The organism is Planktotalea sp., assembly GCF_965659345.1.
Lineage (GTDB): Bacteria > Pseudomonadota > Alphaproteobacteria > Rhodobacterales > Rhodobacteraceae > Planktotalea.
On sequence record NZ_CBFHVK010000012.1, the window covers coordinates 1 to 17,144 of the forward strand.

Here is a 17,144-nt window from a genome sequence, read left to right on the forward strand (position 1 = left end):
CAACTGCTCATGTCCGCGAGCTATCACGCTGGATTCACACAGTGAATCCTACAGTGCCCGATTTGTGCAACAAAGCCGGTGCAAACACAACGATTGGTGATGCCAATGCGCTTACGCCGTCGGCTTTGGTAGGTGTTGCTGCGTCAAGCGCTGTGCGTGTGCTGACGTTTGACACAAACAACGATCAGATCGGCGATGTCGCGGGCGTTTATGATCCGCTTAGCAATGAAGTTACGATTGCGGGCACAGGATATGCGCTCGCATCTGATGGAAATAGTGCGGCTGGAAAGTTGATTGGCGGCGGAAACAATCTCGCGGCAATTATCCAGACACCATCGGCCATGGTTCCAACAGGGGGTAGCGCAACATTGCGTGGTACTGGCGATGTAATCTACGTCAACCAACCGACATCCCAGGTCTTTACCAGAACGATGAATGCAACAGTTACTGCGAATTTCGCAACCGACCGCGTCAATATCACAATGAATAATCCAAATGGTCAGATCGACGGTGTCGCTTATGCCAGTGGTGGCTCCATCGAGGTGGATGAGCTCGCGCTTAACGGCGCGAAATATCAAGATGACAACCGTACGACTGGTTCTGTGACTGGATTTGTCGGTGCAACTGATCTGAATTCCGGTTCCCAAACGGTGAACGCTCTAGGCATTTTGGGCGGCGCTACAGCGAACGAAACAGCGGCAGTAGCACAGATAACAGATGGCAGTCGCGGCACTGCAATTTTGCGTGTGACCGCACAAGAATAAAAGCACTTGAACAATGCCCGCGCGTGTCCTAAACGCGCCCTACTAAATCCCGCAGGTGGGGATGGGCTCTCGGGGGAGAAATCCTCGCAGTAGTCCGCCGGTTTGAACATTCGTTCATCACCCCCACCAAGGCGAAACCGGAAAAGGAAAACGACATGGCTCTTCCAGAGTTCACCATGCGCCAACTGCTTGAAGCAGGCGTACACTTCGGCCACCAAACGCAGCGTTGGAACCCACGTATGGGCCCGTTCATCTACGGCGCGCGTAATGGCATCCACATCATGGACCTGACACAGACCGTTCCAATGCTCGATGCAGCGTTGAACGCGATCCGTGACACCGTCGCTAAAGGCGGCCGCATCTTGTTCGTTGGAACAAAGCGTCAAGCGGCAGCGCCCGTTGCTGCAGCTGCAGAGCAGTGCGCACAGTATTATATGAACCACCGTTGGTTGGGTGGCACTTTGACAAACTGGAAAACAGTTTCTCAGTCCATCAACCGTCTTAAGTCCATCGATGAGAAGTTCGAGACAGGCTTTGAAGGTCTGACCAAGAAAGAGCGCCTCGGCATGGAGCGCGATCAAGGTAAACTTCAGGCGTCCCTCGGCGGTATCCGCGAAATGGGCGGTGTTCCTGATCTTATCTTCGTCATCGACGTGAAAAAAGAAGCGTTGGCAATCGCAGAAGCCAACAAGCTCGGCATCCCTGTCGTGGCGGTTGTTGACACGAACTGCTCCCCGGATGGCATCGATTACATCATCCCAGGCAACGACGACGCGGCACGCGCAATCGCGCTCTACACAGATCTCGCAGCACGTGCAGCGCTTGACGGTATGTCCGCACAGCTTGGTGCCGCTGGTGTTGACCTTGGTGCGATGGAAGACGCGCCAATGGAAGAAGTTGTTGCAGAAGCAGCACCTGAAGCGCCAGCAGCGAGCTAAGCTCTAAGCCTTTATTGAGCGAGGGCAGGGACCAACCCCGCCCTCGTTTTCCCCATTCTAGGAGATATGAAAATGGCAATCACAGCAGCCATGGTTAAAGAACTGCGCGATACATCCGGCGCAGGCATGATGGACGCGAAAAAAGCGCTCACAGAAGTTGACGGCGACATGGAGGCAGCAATCGATTGGCTGCGCACCAAGGGTCTTGCGAAAGCGGCAAAGAAATCCGGCCGTACAGCAGCAGAAGGCCTCGTGGCGGTTGCTGTCGAAGGCGGCAAAGGCGTTGCGGTTGAGGTGAATTCCGAGACAGACTTCGTTGGTAAGAATGCTGAATTCCAAGAGATGGTTGGCGGGATCGCCGCTGTCGCAATGGGCACGACTTCCGTAGAAGAGCTGGCTGGCGCGGACATGGGCGGCAAGCCAGTGTCTGAAGTGCTGACAGACAAGATCGCGACAATCGGCGAGAACATGTCCCTGCGCCGTATGGCTGCGGTCGATGCACCAGCAGTTGTATCTTATGTGCACAACGCAGCGGCAACTGGCATGGGCAAGATCGGCGTTTTGGTTGGTTTGTCCGCAGACAACGAAGCGTTCGGCAAGCAGGTTGCGATGCACATCGCGGCGGCAAACCCAGCGGCATTGTCCGAAGCAGATCTGGACCCGGCAATCGTTGAAAAAGAAAAGCAAGTTCAGATGGATATCGCACGCGAGTCCGGCAAGCCTGAGCAAGTGATCGAAAAGATGATCGTTGGTCGTATGAAGAAGTGGTTGGCGGAAAGCACACTTCTGGGCCAAGCTTTTGTTGTGAACCCTGACCTGACGGTTGGCGAAGCGGCGAAAGAAGCAGGCGTTGAGATCGCATCCTTCGTGCGTCTTGAAGTTGGCGAAGGCATCGAGAAAGTTGAAGAAGATTTCGCGGCAGAAGTTGCGAAAACAATGAAGGGCTAAGAGCTTTTTACTTCTTAGATTTTTGGCGTTGCATGTTAATCCATGCAGCGCCTTTTTTTGGTGACAGCTATTCAGCGTTAGAAAAGATTTGATTGGTGTGCAGATTACGGCCAAGCTTTTGAAGCGAGTTTCCTATTTTGGGAGCATTTCGCTTAAGTAGAGAGATCATATGAAATTTTTTTCCAAAATAGAGATACTGTTTGAGAGTTTTAAACCAAAGTTTTTTGGGAAATCCGCGCTGGCTGTTTTGCTTGCCGCTTCGACATTTGTGCTGCCAAGCAGTGCAAGTGCAAAAATGATACGGGTCGAAGCAATTGGCGAAATTACACAAGTGAACAGCTTTGCAAGCAGTCAATTTCGCCGCGGCGAACTTGGCATAATGATTCTTACCTATGACACAGCCGCGATTGACACTGATCTTTCGAGCCAAAGCGGAAAATATGCTATTGGAGCACTGAAATTTTTTCAGATTCTCGACAAAACTTACCGACCTCATTTTGAATTCGAGCGGAGTGCCAATGGTACGATAACACTCAGGGATCTTCTCGTAGCAGGTGACAGCTTTAAGGTTGAAAGCCTGTCAGGTCTGGGAAGGGCAGGCGATCTGGATGACGGTTTTGTCGCGCCTGAGAGAGCCGGGCTGAAAATCGCTGGCGCTACGTTTGAGCTTCATGAATCTGTGCGAAGTGTTCTTAAGAGTGACAAGCTTCCCGTAACGCTTGGCGCAATCCCTGATGATTGGAGCACATCACAACCGCCTAGTTTCGCGCTGCAATACTGCTTTAGCTGTGGCACCGGGGTTCTTGTAAATGTGACGTTCACCATCAAAGAAGCACGCGTTTACGAGCTGACAGAACCAATTTTGAGTTTTGAGCTTGTTGGCCAAGAGCTTGTCGCAAAGGGCGAGATAGATGCAACCGCGCTTGATGCATTTAAGAAAGCGCAACGGCGAAACCCGAGCGTGAAGAAACTGGTTTTGAAGTTTGTTCCAGGATCCGGGGATGACGATGCCAATCTGATTCTAAGCTCAAGGGTACGTGGGTCTCAATTTGCAACGCATGTTCCGTCTGACGGTTTGATTGCTTCTGGTGGTGTTGATTTGTTTCTTGCGGGCATAAAGCGCTCATTTGATGCTGGTGCTTGCGTTGGCGTTCACAGTTGGGAAGGTGGTGGAGTAGAAGGGCGTGACCTTCCCAAATCCAGTCCCGAGCATGACAAATACCTTGAGTACTTTCGCAAGCTGGGCATTCAAGAAGACTTTTATTGGTTTACGCTCGAAAAAGCTGCGGCAAATGACATGTATTACATGACGCAGGCCGAAGTCGATAAATATGGCGTAAGCACTGAACCAGCGCCGGTCATGGGCACGCAAAAAGAATGCATCTACCGCTAACGCTTAAAGAAAAAGGCGGCGCAACCCGAGGGGGCGCGCCGCCAAAAATCATCGCCAACCCGTTACATGGGGATGAGGCAGACCAGCGACAAGTCCGATCAGACGGTTGACTATACGCCACCTGACCGGTGTTGAATTGCTTCAACAAGGGCGAAAGCGCTTCGGTATCGCGAAGATTTCCCCCAAAAGTTCCTAGGCTAAAGCCACCACTCACGGAACAAGGTGACGATAGGTCAGGTTTGCGTTAATCGAAAGTACAGGATTCCATACCTTCAAGATATTAACGCAAAACTAACGATGCTGGAATCGAGCTATGGACGCATCCAGTTAGATAGGGTCGACCACAAACATCTGGTTTTGAAAGGCAGCTTTCAGTACCGCTTGCGCAGTCGTTTCAACGCTGAGAGTTGCGCGCGCAAGACGCAAGTGCTTTTCAACTGTCGCGGGTGTTAGGCCCATCAACATTGCAATATCTTGCGTCGTTTTCCCATCGCCAACCCATTCGAGCGCTTCGCGTTGACGATTGGTCAAAGACCGATCACCGCGTTGATGGGGCAGGGTGACGATTTTGAGATGCGCAATATTGTTCATAAGAATGATATCGCTACCATGCTCTGCCCAAATCGAGTCGGCGTCTGCTTGGCTCATGCCTTGGCGCGCGGTCAAAGCAATGGCACCCTTGGAACGGGATGTGATTGCTTTGAAACTGATAGAATAGCCTGCGATTACGCCATGTTTTGCGTTCATTTCAACGACTTGTTTTTCATGTTCGCTTAGCGTGCCGCGCTCCATTTCATCCCACAAATAACCCCAGCTGCACGCACCAACGTTATTGAGCGCCCAACGTACCATCGGCGCATCCCTATATAATCCCGTATCTATGAACAGCTTCATGTACTCTGGCGCATGGTTTGTTAGCAGGACAAAATCATCCGGATCCCCCATAGAGGTTGGCGACATAAAGTGAGACAAGCCATAGATAATCCGGTCAAACCCGAACTCTGCCATTTTGGCGCAATGTTTGGTCCACAGTACCTCTGCGCTTTGTGCTGCTGTCAGATCTTCTAAATACCTTCGCAGTGCGCTCATGCTGAAGCTGCCAAATGCGCGCGCAATGCGTCAAGCGCAAATAGATATCCTTGCGCGCCAAACCCGGCGATCTGACCAAGCGCGACTGGCGCGATATAGGAATGATGGCGAAACGCTTCGCGCGCGTGAATATTGCTAAGGTGTACTTCAACGCTCGGCAGCTCGACTGAGGCGAGGGCGTCGTGCAACGCGATTGACGTGTGCGTGTATGCACCAGCGTTCAAGACAATTCCGTCCTGGTTGGTCTTTGCGTCATGGATAGCATCAATCATCGCGCCTTCATGATTGCTCTGAACAAAGCTCAGTTGAGCATCAGGCGCATGTACGCGACACATGTCTTCTACATCAGCGAGTGTCGTTGTGCCATAGACGTCTGGCTGGCGCGTGCCCAGCAAGTTCAGGTTCGGTCCGTTCAAGATAAGTACGCGCATGCTATTCGCCAGTCTTTGAAAAGTGTGATGGTAGTGTGCGTAACCTAGTCGATGCTGTCCAGTATGGATATCGTTGTTTTCATTGGGTTTTGGTAATTCTTAAGGTTACATAATACTGATTATGCGTTACATGCATTGCAAGCTGGGCCAGCAGATAAATGGCTCCAGATACCCCACTACATGAAGGTAGCGCTTTAAAGAACTCGCATAAGTGATTGATAAGACTGGAAAGACAGAAATCATATCTGTCTTTCCAGTCATTGTTTTAAAAGAATGCCTGCAAACCAGTTTGCGCGCGCCCTAGGATCAGAGCGTGCACATCATGCGTGCCCTCATAGGTGTTCACAGTTTCAAGGTTCATCATATGGCGGATGACACCAAACTCGGCAGAAATCCCGTTACCGCCGTGCATGTCGCGTGCCATGCGCGCGATATCTAGCGCTTTGCCACAATTATTTCGCTTCACGATCGAAATCATTTCCGGCGCGGCCTTCGCCGTATCCATCAAGCGACCCACTTGCAAGCTCGCCTGGAGCCCCAATGTGATCTCTGTTTGCATATCTGCAAGCTTCTTCTGGAAAAGCTGCGTTTGCGCCAAAGGCTTGCCAAACTGTTTGCGATCAAGTCCGTATTGAAGCGCTCCGTGCCAGCAAAATTCCGCAGCGCCCATGACACCCCAGCTGATGCCATACCGCGCGCGATTCAAACATCCGAATGGGCCTTTTAGACCTTGAACATGTGGCAGCAACGCGTCGTCGCCAACCTCGACATTGTCCATCACAATTTCACCTGTGACCGACGCACGTAAACTCAGCTTATTACCAATCTTCGGTGCGCTAAGCCCTTTCATGCCTTTCTCAAGAACGAAGCCACGGATTTTGCCACCGTGCTCTTCTGATTTGGCCCACACGACAAAAACATCGGCAATCGGGCTGTTCGAAATCCACATTTTGGAGCCGGTGATCTTATACCCGTTCGCCGTTTTCTCGGCACGCGTTTTCATACCTGCAGGATCAGAGCCTGCATCAGGTTCGGTCAAACCAAAGCAGCCAATCCATTCACCGCTTGCCAACTTAGGCAGATATTTCTTACGCTGTGCTTCAGAACCATAGGCATAAATCGGATACATCACCAAAGAAGACTGCACAGACATCATTGAGCGATATCCACTATCTACGCGCTCAACTTCTCGCGCGACCAAGCCGTAGCTCACGTAGCTCGCGCCAATACCACCGTATTCTTCTGGGATGGTCGTCCCAAGCAATCCCATCGCGCCCATTTCGCGAAAGATCTCAGGATCTGTCTGTTCTTCGACAAATGCCTCTAATACTCTGGGCTGAAGTTTCTCCTGCGCATATGCGCGGGCACTGTCCGCAATCATCCGCTCATCTTCACTAAGCTGTTCGGACATACGCAGCGGGTCATCCCATTGAAAGCTGCTCAAATCAGGCTGATCTTTTGCACGCAATATCGGTGCATTTGTGGACATTTCGTTCATGGTTGTCTCCAAAACATACGATCGATTAGGCTAAGTATAGCGCAGAAATTCATGTGAGGCGAAAGACTCCGTGACGTCATAAACTATAGCTTCATTTTTCTAGTGAAACTCCGGGGGGACTTGGCACCGCCAAGTTGGGGGCTGGCCCCCCTTCTCGCCTAAACTGCTGCGGCCGCCTCAACCGCTTGCGAAAAGACCTCATTCAATGCCGCGCTCTCTTCAAGGCCAACTGACACGCGAAAGAATCCTTCGCTCATGCCAAGCGCTTCTCGGGCTTCAGGTGCTAATGCGCGGTGTGATGAACTTGCAGCGTGCGACAAGGTGGTTCCAACATCCCCAAGCGTAGGTGCAAAAGCAATCCCTTCAGCTGCGCGAGCAAGTGCGTTCGCTGCGGCGCGACCACCACTGACTTCAAAACTAACCATATTGCAGCCCTGCCCGTTCAAAAGTGAGGCTGCGCGTGCGTGATCTGGATGATCGGCCCGCGTTGGATATAGCACACGTTTCACACCTGGCAGCTCTGCCAAATGATCAGCAAGAGCAGCGGCATTGCTCTGCGCGCGCGCAAAACGAAGCTCGAACGTGGCAAGGCCACGCTCGGCAAGCCAGCAGTCAAACGGGCTCGCTGTCATCCCTGTTGTGACAGCAAAATCGTAGATTTTCTTTTGCATTGTGGGATCTTTGGCGGCGACATAGCCGAGCGTTACATCCGAGTGCCCAGCGAGCAGTTTGGTCACCGAGTGAATGACGACATCAGCCCCATTTTCAAACGGGAGATAGCCGCGCGGCGTCGTAAAGGTATTGTCGACCATCAGGATTAAACCGCGTTCACGGCAAAGCTCTGCAATGCCTTGCATATCTGCAATCCGTAGCGTCGGGTTCGAAACAACTTCGATCAAGACCGCTTTAGTGTTGGGGCGGATCGCCTTAGCGAAAGCAGTCGCATTGGTCGGATCTGCAAGAGATGTTTCAATGCCAAAGCGCGGAAGGTCTTCCTTCATCAACCTCAATGATCGGCCATAGAGTTGATCGCCACCAATCACATGATCACCTGCGCTTAATATGCCTGCCAGCGCCGCAAAGACCGCTGACATGCCAGAGGACGTTACGATCCCCCCGCTCACCCCTTCTAGCGCATCGATGCGTTGCGCTAAAACGGCGGCATTGGGATGACCCTCTCGCGCATAGGTGAAACCCTGTTCGCGCCCCTCATATTGTGCGTCCAACTCGTCTGGTGTGGTCGAGGCAAACGCTACAGCCGTGCTCAATGGTGTTACAATCGGGCGGCTTATGCTTTGTGGTGCGCCGACTGGACGGATCAGGGTTTCCTTGGAATTGCGCATATTTTAAAGGGCTTTCAAATTGTCGCGAAAGTGTCGCATATTTTCTTGGTAATGGAGCGCTGATGCGCGCAGTCCTTGGATGCCTTGTTCGTCTAATTGCCGCACAACCTTGCCTGGTGCGCCCATAACAAGCGAACCATCGGGGATAACCTTGCCCTCTGTGATCAGCGCGCCTGCTCCGATGAGACAATTCTCACCAATCACAGCACCGTTCAGGACAGTTGCTCCCATGCCGATAAGCGAATTATCCCCAATTGTGCATCCGTGAAGCATGACTTTGTGCCCAATAGTGCAACCTTTCCCAATTGTTAACGGATAGCCGCTATCTACATGCATGACCGTGTTTTCCTGCACATTGGTGCCCTCGCCGATGTGAATAATCTCGTGATCTGCACGAAGGGTCGAACAAAACCAAACAGAGCTGCCCGCCTCCATCACCACTTGGCCAATCACATTTGCATCATCTGCAATCCATGTGTCGTTGTGTACAGTCGGGTGTTTTTCACCCAAGGCGTATAGGGTCATTTCAAATCCTCGAATTGGCTCTGCAACGCGCGCACATGCTCTGTGAGGTCGGGCTGTTGCGAGCGGCGCAAGCGCGTGGCGGTGATGATCGTCTTTAGCTGCTCTTCCGTTTGATCAAGGTCGTCGTTGATCAGGACAAAATCATAGCCATCCCAATGGGAAATTTCGTCCCAGCTTTTGGACATGCGTCTCTCAATAATCTCTTCGCTATCTTTGGCACGGCTCACAAGTCGGCGATGAAGCTCTGTTATTGACGGTGGCAAAAGAAAAATCGAAAGGGTGTTTTGACCCAAAGATGAATTTCGAATTTGCTGCGCGCCTTGCCAATCGATATCAAAAAGCACGTCTTGCCCTGCGTTGATCGCGGCTTCTACAGGACCTTTAGGCGAGCCATAGAAATTCCCAAAAACATGTGCATGTTCAAGCATCTCGCCCTCAATCACGGCGTTTTTGAATTTGGCTTCGTCCGTAAAATGATAGTCTTGCCCGTCGACTTCCCCGTCGCGCGGGGCCCGTGTTGTCGCGGAGACGGAAAAGCGCACGGAATCGTCCCATGTGCGCAAACGCCCTGCCAGCGTCGATTTACCGGCCCCCGAGGGGGACGACAGGATAATCAGCAAACCACGCCGATCTTTGCTTTGGTGATCCACACTCATGCGCGTTTACTCCACATTTTGCACCTGCTCGCGCATTTGATCGATCAGGACTTTCAGCGCCAGTCCGATTTCAGTCAGCTTTGCGTTTTGTGCTTTGGAGCACAGCGTATTGGCTTCACGATTGAATTCTTGGCACAGAAAATCAAGCTTGCGGCCGACGGGGATACCACTGGCGAGCAAGTCGCGTGCAGCGCTGACGTGAGCGTGAAGGCGATCAATTTCTTCAGTGACGTCGGACTTCACAGCAAGCACCGCGATCTCTTGCGCAATACGGAATTCATCCAAGTCAGCGCGATTGTTCATCACTCGTGCAATTGCAGCCTTGAAGTTGTTTTGCATGTCATCCGCTCTGTCTGCTAACAGTCCTTGAGCCTGATCCGTCAAACTTGCAATTTCATCAAGTTGACGGGTGAGAACGCCGTGTAAAGACGCGCCCTCAGTCGCACGCATCGCATCAAAACTTTCCAGCAGCGGCGCAATATCGGCGCGCAACGCGCTCAATAGTGCAGCGCTTGCATCGCGGTTTTGCGGAGCATCCATAACACCGCGAAAGTTCATCACGTCACTGGCGCTTGCAGGCGTTAGGTTAACGCCCTTGCTTCCGGCTTGATCCTCGATTTGCGCGATTGCATCCAAGACCCGGGCCAGCGCATCTGGGTTTATTTCAACCGCATTGTCACCCGCATCGCGCGTTATGCGCAGATTGAGTGATACAGAACCACGCGCAACGATTGCGCTTACCTGTTTGCGCAAATCTGCCTCAAGCACCCCAAGCCAATCGGGCATGCGAAACCGCAGATCAAAACCTTTGCCGTTGACGGAACGCAATTCCCAGCTCCATGTGAAGCCTTCTGCCTGTCCAGCGCGTGCGGCAAAGCCTGTCATCGATGTGAGGCGCTCGGTGCTTGCCATCAATTTCTCTCTTTCACTCGATATAAGTTGGTCGTGTCACGTGTTGCGGGAGTTACGCCAATTTAGCGGGGAGCTGCAAGTTTTGTAACGTATTCAAATTATGGGACTGCTGTTTTTTACGTTAACCAAGAGCTGAACTTTCACTCAAGTTTTCGCAGAGTTTGATCTATTAAAGGTTTTGTAACCTCCGTTGATATATCTTTAAACAAGAGCGCCGCCCTGCATGCCAAGCTTAACAGGTCGCCTCTCTGCATTAAGCAAAGGCAGCACCTCACGATGATTGATCGGCCTGACATCCCTTCCCTTTCTGCAAAACCAATCAGTGCCGCCGATAATGTCGTTGAGCTGCAAGATGGGGCGCTTTCACAAAGCCATACAAGCTTTCGAACCTGCGCAGATCTTTACGAATATTGGCAACATTTGCGCGGTGATCGCCAAATGCCTGCACGGAGTGAATTTGATCCGCGCGACATTCAAAGTTCGATCGCCGGGACATTTGTTGCGGAAAAGGTTGCCCCGCGTGTCGCGCGCATACGTGTGTCGGGCTCTGTTTTGAACGATACGCTTGGGATGGATGTGCGTGGCATGCCAATCACAGCGCTTTTCGACCCAATTGCACGCGACACAGTTGCGGAAGCGATCAATGATTTGTTCGTCGCACCGTCGATGGTTGTGCTGGATTTAACCTCTCGCCATGGATTTCCACGCAAATCAATCCAAGCACGTATGGTTTTGTTACCCATGAGCGATGCTGCGGGAAATATCACCCGCGCGGTTGGATGTTTAGACATAAAGGGGGAAATCAGCAAAACACCACTGCGCTTCAAGGTCAGTTCTGTGCGTCATACGGAGCTTACGGGCGATGCGCCGCTTGCACATCCTGTTGAAACAGCGCCCTTTACGCAGGCGCTTGCAGACCGACAGTCTGAACCAAGTTTTGCATTTGCCGAAGGTGTCACTGAATTTCGCCCAAAACGACACGACGATGCTGTGAACAGTGCGAGAAGCAGCGCCGGCCCGTCCAAGTTGAGATTGATCGTCGACAACGACGTCTAAACGAAAAACGCCCCGCATGTTGCAGGGCGTCTTTACAATCAATTAAGTGAGGTCGATTTAATCAGACCGCTTGCGCTTGTGCTTGTTGGCGCCGCGCTGAAAGCTCTTCGGCCACAAGGAAGGCCAGTTCCAGGGACTGACTTGCATTCAAACGAGGGTCACACGCTGTGTGATAGCGATCTGATAGGTCCTCATCACTGACAGCGCGAACGCCGCCTGTGCATTCTGTCACATCCTGGCCTGTCATTTCGAAGTGCACACCACCGGGGATCGTTCCCTCAGCTGCGTGAACCCCAAAGAAGTCACGCACTTCGCGCAAGACGCTTTCAAATGGGCGTGTTTTGTAACCAGAAGCGGATTTGATCGTGTTGCCGTGCATCGGATCACAGGTCCAAAGCACCTCGGCTCCTTCTTCGCGTACAGCTTTTACGAGACGTGGGAGGTGTTCCCCCACATTGCCCGCGCCAAATCGTGCGATCAGGGTCAAGCGACCCTGCTCATTGTTCGGGTTGAGCTTATTCATCAAAACCTTGAGATCCTCAGCAGTCGTTGTCGGACCACATTTTAGACCAATCGGGTTTTGAACGCCGCGCGCATATTCTACGTGGGCACCGTCTGGCTGACGCGTGCGATCCCCGATCCAGATCATGTGACCAGACCCCGCGAGCCATTTGCCAGAGGTGCTGTCGAGACGGCAAAGCGCTTCTTCGTACTCAAGCAAAAGCGATTCATGAGAGGTGTAGAAGTCTACGGTCTGCAAGTTTGGCTCTTGCGTGCTATCAAGTCCAGCAGCTCTCATGAAATCAAGCGTGTCGCCAATGCGGTTAGCCATTTCACGGTATTCAGCTGCTTGCTCACCCGCGGTAAAGCCAAGTGTCCAAGCGTGAACTTGGTGCACATCAGCGTAACCACCTGTGGAAAACGCGCGCAGCAGGTTAAGTGTTGCCGCCGCTTGGGTGTAGGCTTGCAGCATCTTTTTCGGGTCAGGAATGCGCGCTTCAGGTGTGAAGGCTAGTTCGTTGATAATGTCGCCGCGGTAGCTTGGCAGCTCTACGCCATCAATTGTCTCTGTGTTGGCCGAGCGTGGCTTGGCAAACTGGCCTGCCATGCGACCGACTTTGACCACAGGCACTTTTGCACCATACGTCAACACCATTGCCATCTGCAGCATTACTTTAAACGTGTCGCGAATACCATCTGCGCTGAACTGCTCAAAGCTTTCGGCGCAATCACCACCTTGAAGCAAAAATGCCTCGCCGCGCGCAGCTGCTGCAAGTTGCGTTTTCAGCTTGCGTACTTCGCCTGCAAAAACCAAGGGTGGATAAGCAGCGAGCTGACCTTCAACAGAGGCCAGCGCCGCCGCATCCGTATACTCCGGCATTTGGACCCGTGGCTTGTTGCGCCAGTCCGATTTCTGCCATTCGCTCATCTGTCTTCTCCTAAGATATAAAGTATCGAAATAGCTGTATAAGACGGTGTTAGCGCTATGACCAGTCGCTTTCGGCCAAGGTGTTCTTGACGTTGTCGATATGATGCGCTCAAGGTGAAATTGGCTCTGCAAAAGTGAATCACTTTCGCCCATGCTTGCCTCACGATGCGCGTGCGCGTGCCAAGCAGGATATGAATTATTATGACGACCCCAACTGACGTAAGGATCAGTGTAGAAACCGAAACCGACAAACCGCGTCGGTTCGTATTTGTTTTGCTCACTGATTTTACGCTTTTATGCTTCTCTGCCGCGCTTGAAAGCTTGCGCATCGCCAACCGTTTGGCAGGCAAGGAACTTTACTCTTGGACGTTGATTGGCGAGGGCGGCGAAAGCGTGTCTTGCTCTGCAGGGACGAAATTTGCGCTAGACGCTGATTTGGTCGAGCTTCAGCGCGATGACACGGTGTTGTTGTGTGGCGGTGTAAATATCCAGTTTGCAACCAATAAGAAGCTGTTGAATTGGCTGCGCCGCGAAGCGCGTCGTGGCTTGACTGTGGGTGGGCTGTGCACTGCGTCTTACAGTATGGCGAAAGCGGGCATGCTGGATGGCAAACGCGCGACGATTCACTGGGAAAATCAGGATAGTTTTCTTGAAGAGTTTGACGAAATCGAGCTGACGAAGTCTGTTTTCGTCGTCGATGGCAATCGCCTTACGACGGCAGGTGGCACCTCTTCCATAGATTTGATGTTGAAGCTGATTGCGGATGATCATGGCGAAGAATTGGCCAATGCGGTGGCGGATCAGTTGATTTATTCATCTATTCGCACGGATCAAGATACTCAGCGGTTGTCTGTGCCAACGCGGATTGGTGTGCGTCATCCGAAACTTAGCGCCGTAATCCAGATGATGGAAAATAACATCGAAGAGCCGATCAGCCCCTCTGTACTTGCGAAAGATGTGGGCATGTCGACACGCCAATTAGAGCGGTTGTTTCGCCGTTATTTGAACCGCTCGCCCAAGCGTTACTACATGGAACTGCGTTTGCAGAAAGCACGTAACCTTTTGATGCAGACGGATATGAGCGTGATTAACGTGGCCCTGGCGTGCGGATTCGCATCGCCATCGCATTTCTCAAAATGCTACCGCGCGCACTATGACACGACACCCTACCGTGAACGTGGATCGCAAGCGGCGCGTCTGTCGATTTAAATAAAGCCACGAATTTGAGAAAATTCGCGGGCGCCTACGGCGTGAGTTTATCCAGAAAAATGAAGCTTGTTCAAAGTGCCATTCCCAACTGAGAGGAACCAGATGCCGCCATCCGGGGCTTCACGGATATCGCGCACGCGTGACGTGGCATCGGTTTGAATTTGTTGAGCTTCGCGAAAGGGCGATCCTGACAAGCGTGCAATGTAGTCAAATTTCAAGCTGCCCACGAAGTGATGGCCGCGCCACTCTGACTTCTGCTTGCCGGAATAAATCATATAACCTGAAGGTGCGATTGAGGGGTCCCAATAGTGTTGTGGCTGCTCAAGGCCGGACTTGTTTGTCCCCTCACCGATCTTGCGCCCTGAATAGTGCCTTCCGTAAGAAATTGTTGGCCAGCCGAAGTTTGCGCCTTTGGCAATGCGATTTATTTCATCGCCGCCGCGCGCGCCATGTTCATTTCCCCAAAGGGTGCCGCTGAGATCAAGGGCCATTCCTTGTGGGTTGCGGTGGCCGTAGGACCAGATTTCAGGCAGATATCCTAGCGCGTCTACAAATGGGTTATCGTTTGGCACCGCACCATTTTTGGTGATGCGAATTATAGTGCCGTTGTGGGTCGCTGGGTTTTGCGCCTGCTCACGTTCGCCGCGATCTCCAATACTGATGAACAGTGTTCCATCGCGTGCCTCAACGATCCTTGATCCGAAATGGCGCCCGCCACTGGAGCCTTCGGCCATTTCAAAGATCGTCGTGACGTTACTGAGACGCGCTGTGTTTTGGTCAAATTGCGCGCGCATGACTGCCGTGCCCGAGCCGCGCCCTTGGCGTTTTGCATAGGTCATAAAGATCGTGCGCGATGTGGCGAAATCGCGCGGGACCAAGAGATCAAGCAATCCACCCTGCCCGTCAACTTCGATCTCTGGCAGACCTGCGACGCGTTTTGAGGTTCCATTTGCAAACCAAAGCAAAGCTCCGTCGCGTTCCGTGATCAGAATTCCGTTTGCCGCGAAGCCAAATGCCCAAGGCGCATCAAGACCACTGATCATCGGTTCAACTTTTAGCGATTGTGCGCTAAGGATCGTGGGTGCGAACAAACTGGATGTCGCGGCGAGAGCGAATTGGCGGCGGTTGAGGGGCATCTGAGGGACCTCTTTCTATGCAAATTGCGTGTGTTTGGGATATATGATCAGTTCGCTTTGAAACCAGTATTCTTGGCCAGTCTGACGTTTTTTTGATTGGCTTAGCGTAAACTCTTTCCAAATCCGTGGGCTGTGCATAGGCTGCCCTATCAAAATAAGCCCAATCCGGCCCTAGAATCGGGTGACAATTTGGGAAGTTTTTGAAAAGAGCGCGCAAAGACGCTGTGGGATGGGAGAAATACTGTGATCCGGGTTGAAAACCTGCACAAGCACTTTGGCGGCTTTCACGCTGTTGATGGTGCTTCGCTTGAGATTGCTGAGGGCTCGATCACGGGTCTTGTAGGGCCCAATGGGGCTGGCAAAACAACGTTGTTTAACGTCATCGCGGGTGTTTTGCCGCCGACTTCTGGGCGTGTGTTTATGGCGGATGAGGATATCACTGGCTTGCCACCGCATGAGTTGTTTCACAAAGGATTGCTGCGCACATTCCAGATTGCGCATGAATTCAGTTCTATGACGTGTCGCGAAAATCTGATGATGGTGCCTGGTGGCCAATCCGGAGAAACTTTGTGGAACACTTGGTTTGGCCGCAAACGCATCGCCAATGAAGAGCGCGCATTGGCGGCGAAAGCTGATGAAGTGCTCGATTTTCTGACGATTGCGCACTTGAGCGACGAAAAAGCAGGTAATCTGTCAGGTGGTCAAAAAAAGCTTTTGGAGCTTGGCCGCACCATGATGGTCGATGCGCGGATCGTGTTTCTAGATGAGGTTGGTGCGGGTGTGAACCGCACGCTTTTGAACACGATTGGCGACGCGATTTTGCGACTTAATCAACAGCGTGGCTATACGTTTTGCATGATCGAGCATGATATGGAATTTATTGGCCGTCTCTGCGATCCGGTCATTGTGATGGCTGAGGGTAAAGAGCTGGCAACCGGAACGATTGACGAAATCAAGGCCAACGAGCAAGTCATCGAAGCATACCTTGGCACCGGTCTAAAGAATAAGGAAACGGCATGATGCGTGCATGCGGTTTAGGGGCTCTGCCCCGTTTGATCCGAGATCAAACTCCCCGGGATATTTTTGGAGAGAGGAAGCCGCATGTCTGAGCCGTTTCTGATTGGAGAGAATATGACCGGTGGCTACGGCACGGGCGCAGATATTTTGCACAACTGTACTTTGGCAGTCGAAAAAGGTGAGATCGCCGTGATTGTCGGGCCCAATGGTGCGGGCAAGTCGACGGCGATGAAGGCCGTCTTTGGCATGTTGAATTTGCGTGAAGGTGCTGTGCGTTTAAATGGTAACGATATTACCAAGCTGACCCCGCAAGCGCGTGTTGCGCAAGGCATGGGGTTTGTTCCGCAAACGTCTAACATTTTCACGTCACTGACTGTTGAGGAAAATCTTGAAATGGGCGCGTTTATTCGGCGCGATGATATCTCACAGACCATGGCGCAAGTGTATGAGCTTTTTCCCATCCTGAAAGAAAAGCGCGCTCAAGCTGCGGGTGAATTGTCAGGCGGTCAGCGTCAACAGGTCGCCGTCGGGCGCGCATTGATGACACAACCAAAGGTATTGATGCTTGATGAGCCAACGGCAGGTGTCTCGCCCATTGTGATGGATGAGTTGTTTGATCGCATCATCGAGGTGGCCCGCACAGGAATTTCAATTTTGATGGTGGAACAAAACGCCCGCCAAGCGCTCGAAATCGCGGATAAAGGATATGTTTTGGTCCAAGGCAGCAATGGGTTCACAGACACGGGCAAAGCACTGCTTGCCAATCCTGAAGTGCGCAAAAGTTTCTTAGGGGGATAACC

General features: G+C 52.1%; 17 protein-coding genes. 8 read left to right on the forward strand and 9 right to left on the reverse strand.

Annotated elements, in window-relative coordinates; translation table 11 throughout:
* From ACTG3Z_RS11065 to ACTG3Z_RS11080, 4 genes are all read left to right on the forward strand, one after another.
* Nucleotides 1–764, forward strand: a 764-nt coding sequence (locus ACTG3Z_RS11065; protein ID WP_439143130.1) for a hypothetical protein, incomplete at its 5' end; no start/stop codon positions are given.
* Between the two features lie 155 nt (nt 765–919).
* Nucleotides 920–1,702, forward strand: a complete 783-nt coding sequence (gene rpsB, locus ACTG3Z_RS11070) for a 30S ribosomal protein S2 (protein ID WP_439143131.1) — start codon at nt 920–922, stop codon at nt 1,700–1,702.
* 72 nt (nt 1,703–1,774) lie between these two features.
* Complete coding sequence (gene tsf, locus ACTG3Z_RS11075; RefSeq protein ID WP_439143132.1) at nt 1,775–2,650, forward strand: translation elongation factor Ts; 876 nt, start codon at nt 1,775–1,777, stop codon at nt 2,648–2,650.
* Nucleotides 2,651–2,819: 169 nt separating this feature from the next.
* On the forward strand, nt 2,820–4,043 hold the full coding sequence (locus ACTG3Z_RS11080; RefSeq protein WP_439143133.1) for a hypothetical protein: 1,224 nt from the start codon (nt 2,820–2,822) through the stop codon (nt 4,041–4,043).
* 327 nt (nt 4,044–4,370) lie between these two features.
* Here ACTG3Z_RS11080 and ACTG3Z_RS11085 read toward each other — a convergent pair whose 3' ends face one another.
* From ACTG3Z_RS11085 to ACTG3Z_RS11115, 7 genes are all read right to left on the reverse strand, one after another.
* A complete protein-coding gene (locus ACTG3Z_RS11085) occupies nt 4,371–5,132 on the reverse strand; it encodes a helix-turn-helix transcriptional regulator (RefSeq protein ID WP_439143134.1) in 762 nt (253 codons plus the stop codon).
* On the reverse strand, nt 5,129–5,563 hold the full coding sequence (gene aroQ, locus ACTG3Z_RS11090) for a type II 3-dehydroquinate dehydratase (protein ID WP_439143135.1): 435 nt from the start codon (nt 5,561–5,563) through the stop codon (nt 5,129–5,131). The genes ACTG3Z_RS11085 and aroQ overlap by 4 nt, the downstream gene beginning before the upstream one ends.
* Nucleotides 5,564–5,828: 265 nt before the next feature.
* On the reverse strand, nt 5,829–7,052 hold the full coding sequence (locus ACTG3Z_RS11095) for an acyl-CoA dehydrogenase (RefSeq protein ID WP_439143245.1): 1,224 nt from the start codon (nt 7,050–7,052) through the stop codon (nt 5,829–5,831).
* A 167-nt stretch (nt 7,053–7,219) separates the two neighbouring features.
* Nucleotides 7,220–8,404, reverse strand: coding sequence for a trans-sulfuration enzyme family protein (locus ACTG3Z_RS11100; protein ID WP_439143136.1), 1,185 nt, complete (start codon nt 8,402–8,404; stop codon nt 7,220–7,222).
* A gap of 3 nt (nt 8,405–8,407) precedes the next feature.
* Nucleotides 8,408–8,929 (reverse strand): gamma carbonic anhydrase family protein, encoded by a 522-nt coding sequence (locus ACTG3Z_RS11105; RefSeq protein ID WP_439143137.1) that lies wholly within the window; start codon nt 8,927–8,929, stop codon nt 8,408–8,410.
* Entirely contained in the window at nt 8,926–9,585 is a 660-nt protein-coding gene (gmk, locus tag ACTG3Z_RS11110) for a guanylate kinase (RefSeq protein WP_439143138.1), read from the reverse strand. The genes ACTG3Z_RS11105 and gmk overlap by 4 nt, the downstream gene beginning before the upstream one ends.
* A gap of 6 nt (nt 9,586–9,591) precedes the next feature.
* Nucleotides 9,592–10,497 carry a YicC/YloC family endoribonuclease gene (locus ACTG3Z_RS11115; protein ID WP_439143139.1) on the reverse strand — a complete coding sequence of 302 codons (906 nt, stop codon included), beginning with the start codon at nt 10,495–10,497 and terminating at the stop codon, nt 9,592–9,594.
* A gap of 276 nt (nt 10,498–10,773) precedes the next feature.
* On the opposite strand from ACTG3Z_RS11115, the gene ACTG3Z_RS11120 reads away from it, so the two are divergent.
* Complete coding sequence (locus ACTG3Z_RS11120; RefSeq protein ID WP_439143140.1) at nt 10,774–11,553, forward strand: PAS domain-containing protein; 780 nt, start codon at nt 10,774–10,776, stop codon at nt 11,551–11,553.
* A gap of 61 nt (nt 11,554–11,614) precedes the next feature.
* Here the strand turns inward: ACTG3Z_RS11120 and ACTG3Z_RS11125 are convergent, their stop codons facing one another.
* The gene (locus ACTG3Z_RS11125; protein ID WP_439143141.1) at nt 11,615–12,982 is read right to left on the reverse strand and encodes a class II 3-deoxy-7-phosphoheptulonate synthase; all 1,368 of its coding nucleotides are present in this window, start codon (nt 12,980–12,982) and stop codon (nt 11,615–11,617) included.
* A gap of 201 nt (nt 12,983–13,183) precedes the next feature.
* On the opposite strand from ACTG3Z_RS11125, the gene ACTG3Z_RS11130 reads away from it, so the two are divergent.
* On the forward strand, nt 13,184–14,191 hold the full coding sequence (locus ACTG3Z_RS11130; protein WP_439143142.1) for a GlxA family transcriptional regulator: 1,008 nt from the start codon (nt 13,184–13,186) through the stop codon (nt 14,189–14,191).
* Nucleotides 14,192–14,238: 47 nt separating this feature from the next.
* Here the strand turns inward: ACTG3Z_RS11130 and ACTG3Z_RS11135 are convergent, their stop codons facing one another.
* A complete protein-coding gene (locus ACTG3Z_RS11135) occupies nt 14,239–15,327 on the reverse strand; it encodes a PQQ-dependent sugar dehydrogenase (protein WP_439143143.1) in 1,089 nt (362 codons plus the stop codon).
* Between the two features lie 243 nt (nt 15,328–15,570).
* Between ACTG3Z_RS11135 and ACTG3Z_RS11140 the strand changes: the two genes are divergently transcribed.
* Both ACTG3Z_RS11140 and ACTG3Z_RS11145 read left to right on the forward strand, forming a co-directional pair.
* Nucleotides 15,571–16,347 (forward strand): ABC transporter ATP-binding protein, encoded by a 777-nt coding sequence (locus tag ACTG3Z_RS11140; RefSeq protein WP_439143144.1) that lies wholly within the window; start codon nt 15,571–15,573, stop codon nt 16,345–16,347.
* An 81-nt stretch (nt 16,348–16,428) separates the two neighbouring features.
* Nucleotides 16,429–17,142: an ABC transporter ATP-binding protein gene (locus tag ACTG3Z_RS11145; protein WP_439143145.1), complete on the forward strand. Its 714-nt coding sequence runs from the start codon at nt 16,429–16,431 to the stop codon at nt 17,140–17,142.
* Nucleotides 17,143–17,144: the final 2 nt, after the last annotated feature.

What these genes read in the sequence shown, in the direction of transcription:
- ACTG3Z_RS11080 (WP_439143133.1), top strand. Translation starts at nt 2,820, where the DNA reads ATGAAATTTTTTTCCAAAATAGAGATACTGTTTGAGAGTTTTAAACCA.
- gmk (WP_439143138.1), bottom strand. Translation starts at nt 9,585, where the DNA reads ATGAGTGTGGATCACCAAAGCAAAGATCGGCGTGGTTTGCTGATTATC.
- ACTG3Z_RS11085 (WP_439143134.1), bottom strand. Translation starts at nt 5,132, where the DNA reads ATGAGCGCACTGCGAAGGTATTTAGAAGATCTGACAGCAGCACAAAGC.
- tsf (WP_439143132.1), top strand. Translation starts at nt 1,775, where the DNA reads ATGGCAATCACAGCAGCCATGGTTAAAGAACTGCGCGATACATCCGGC.
- ACTG3Z_RS11100 (WP_439143136.1), bottom strand. Translation starts at nt 8,404, where the DNA reads ATGCGCAATTCCAAGGAAACCCTGATCCGTCCAGTCGGCGCACCACAA.
- ACTG3Z_RS11095 (WP_439143245.1), bottom strand. Translation starts at nt 7,052, where the DNA reads ATGTCCACAAATGCACCGATATTGCGTGCAAAAGATCAGCCTGATTTG.
- ACTG3Z_RS11145 (WP_439143145.1), top strand. Translation starts at nt 16,429, where the DNA reads ATGTCTGAGCCGTTTCTGATTGGAGAGAATATGACCGGTGGCTACGGC.
- ACTG3Z_RS11115 (WP_439143139.1), bottom strand. Translation starts at nt 10,497, where the DNA reads ATGGCAAGCACCGAGCGCCTCACATCGATGACAGGCTTTGCCGCACGC.
- ACTG3Z_RS11130 (WP_439143142.1), top strand. Translation starts at nt 13,184, where the DNA reads ATGACGACCCCAACTGACGTAAGGATCAGTGTAGAAACCGAAACCGAC.
- rpsB (WP_439143131.1), top strand. Translation starts at nt 920, where the DNA reads ATGGCTCTTCCAGAGTTCACCATGCGCCAACTGCTTGAAGCAGGCGTA.
- ACTG3Z_RS11125 (WP_439143141.1), bottom strand. Translation starts at nt 12,982, where the DNA reads ATGAGCGAATGGCAGAAATCGGACTGGCGCAACAAGCCACGGGTCCAA.
- ACTG3Z_RS11135 (WP_439143143.1), bottom strand. Translation starts at nt 15,327, where the DNA reads ATGCCCCTCAACCGCCGCCAATTCGCTCTCGCCGCGACATCCAGTTTG.
- aroQ (WP_439143135.1), bottom strand. Translation starts at nt 5,563, where the DNA reads ATGCGCGTACTTATCTTGAACGGACCGAACCTGAACTTGCTGGGCACG.
- ACTG3Z_RS11120 (WP_439143140.1), top strand. Translation starts at nt 10,774, where the DNA reads ATGATTGATCGGCCTGACATCCCTTCCCTTTCTGCAAAACCAATCAGT.
- ACTG3Z_RS11105 (WP_439143137.1), bottom strand. Translation starts at nt 8,929, where the DNA reads ATGACCCTATACGCCTTGGGTGAAAAACACCCGACTGTACACAACGAC.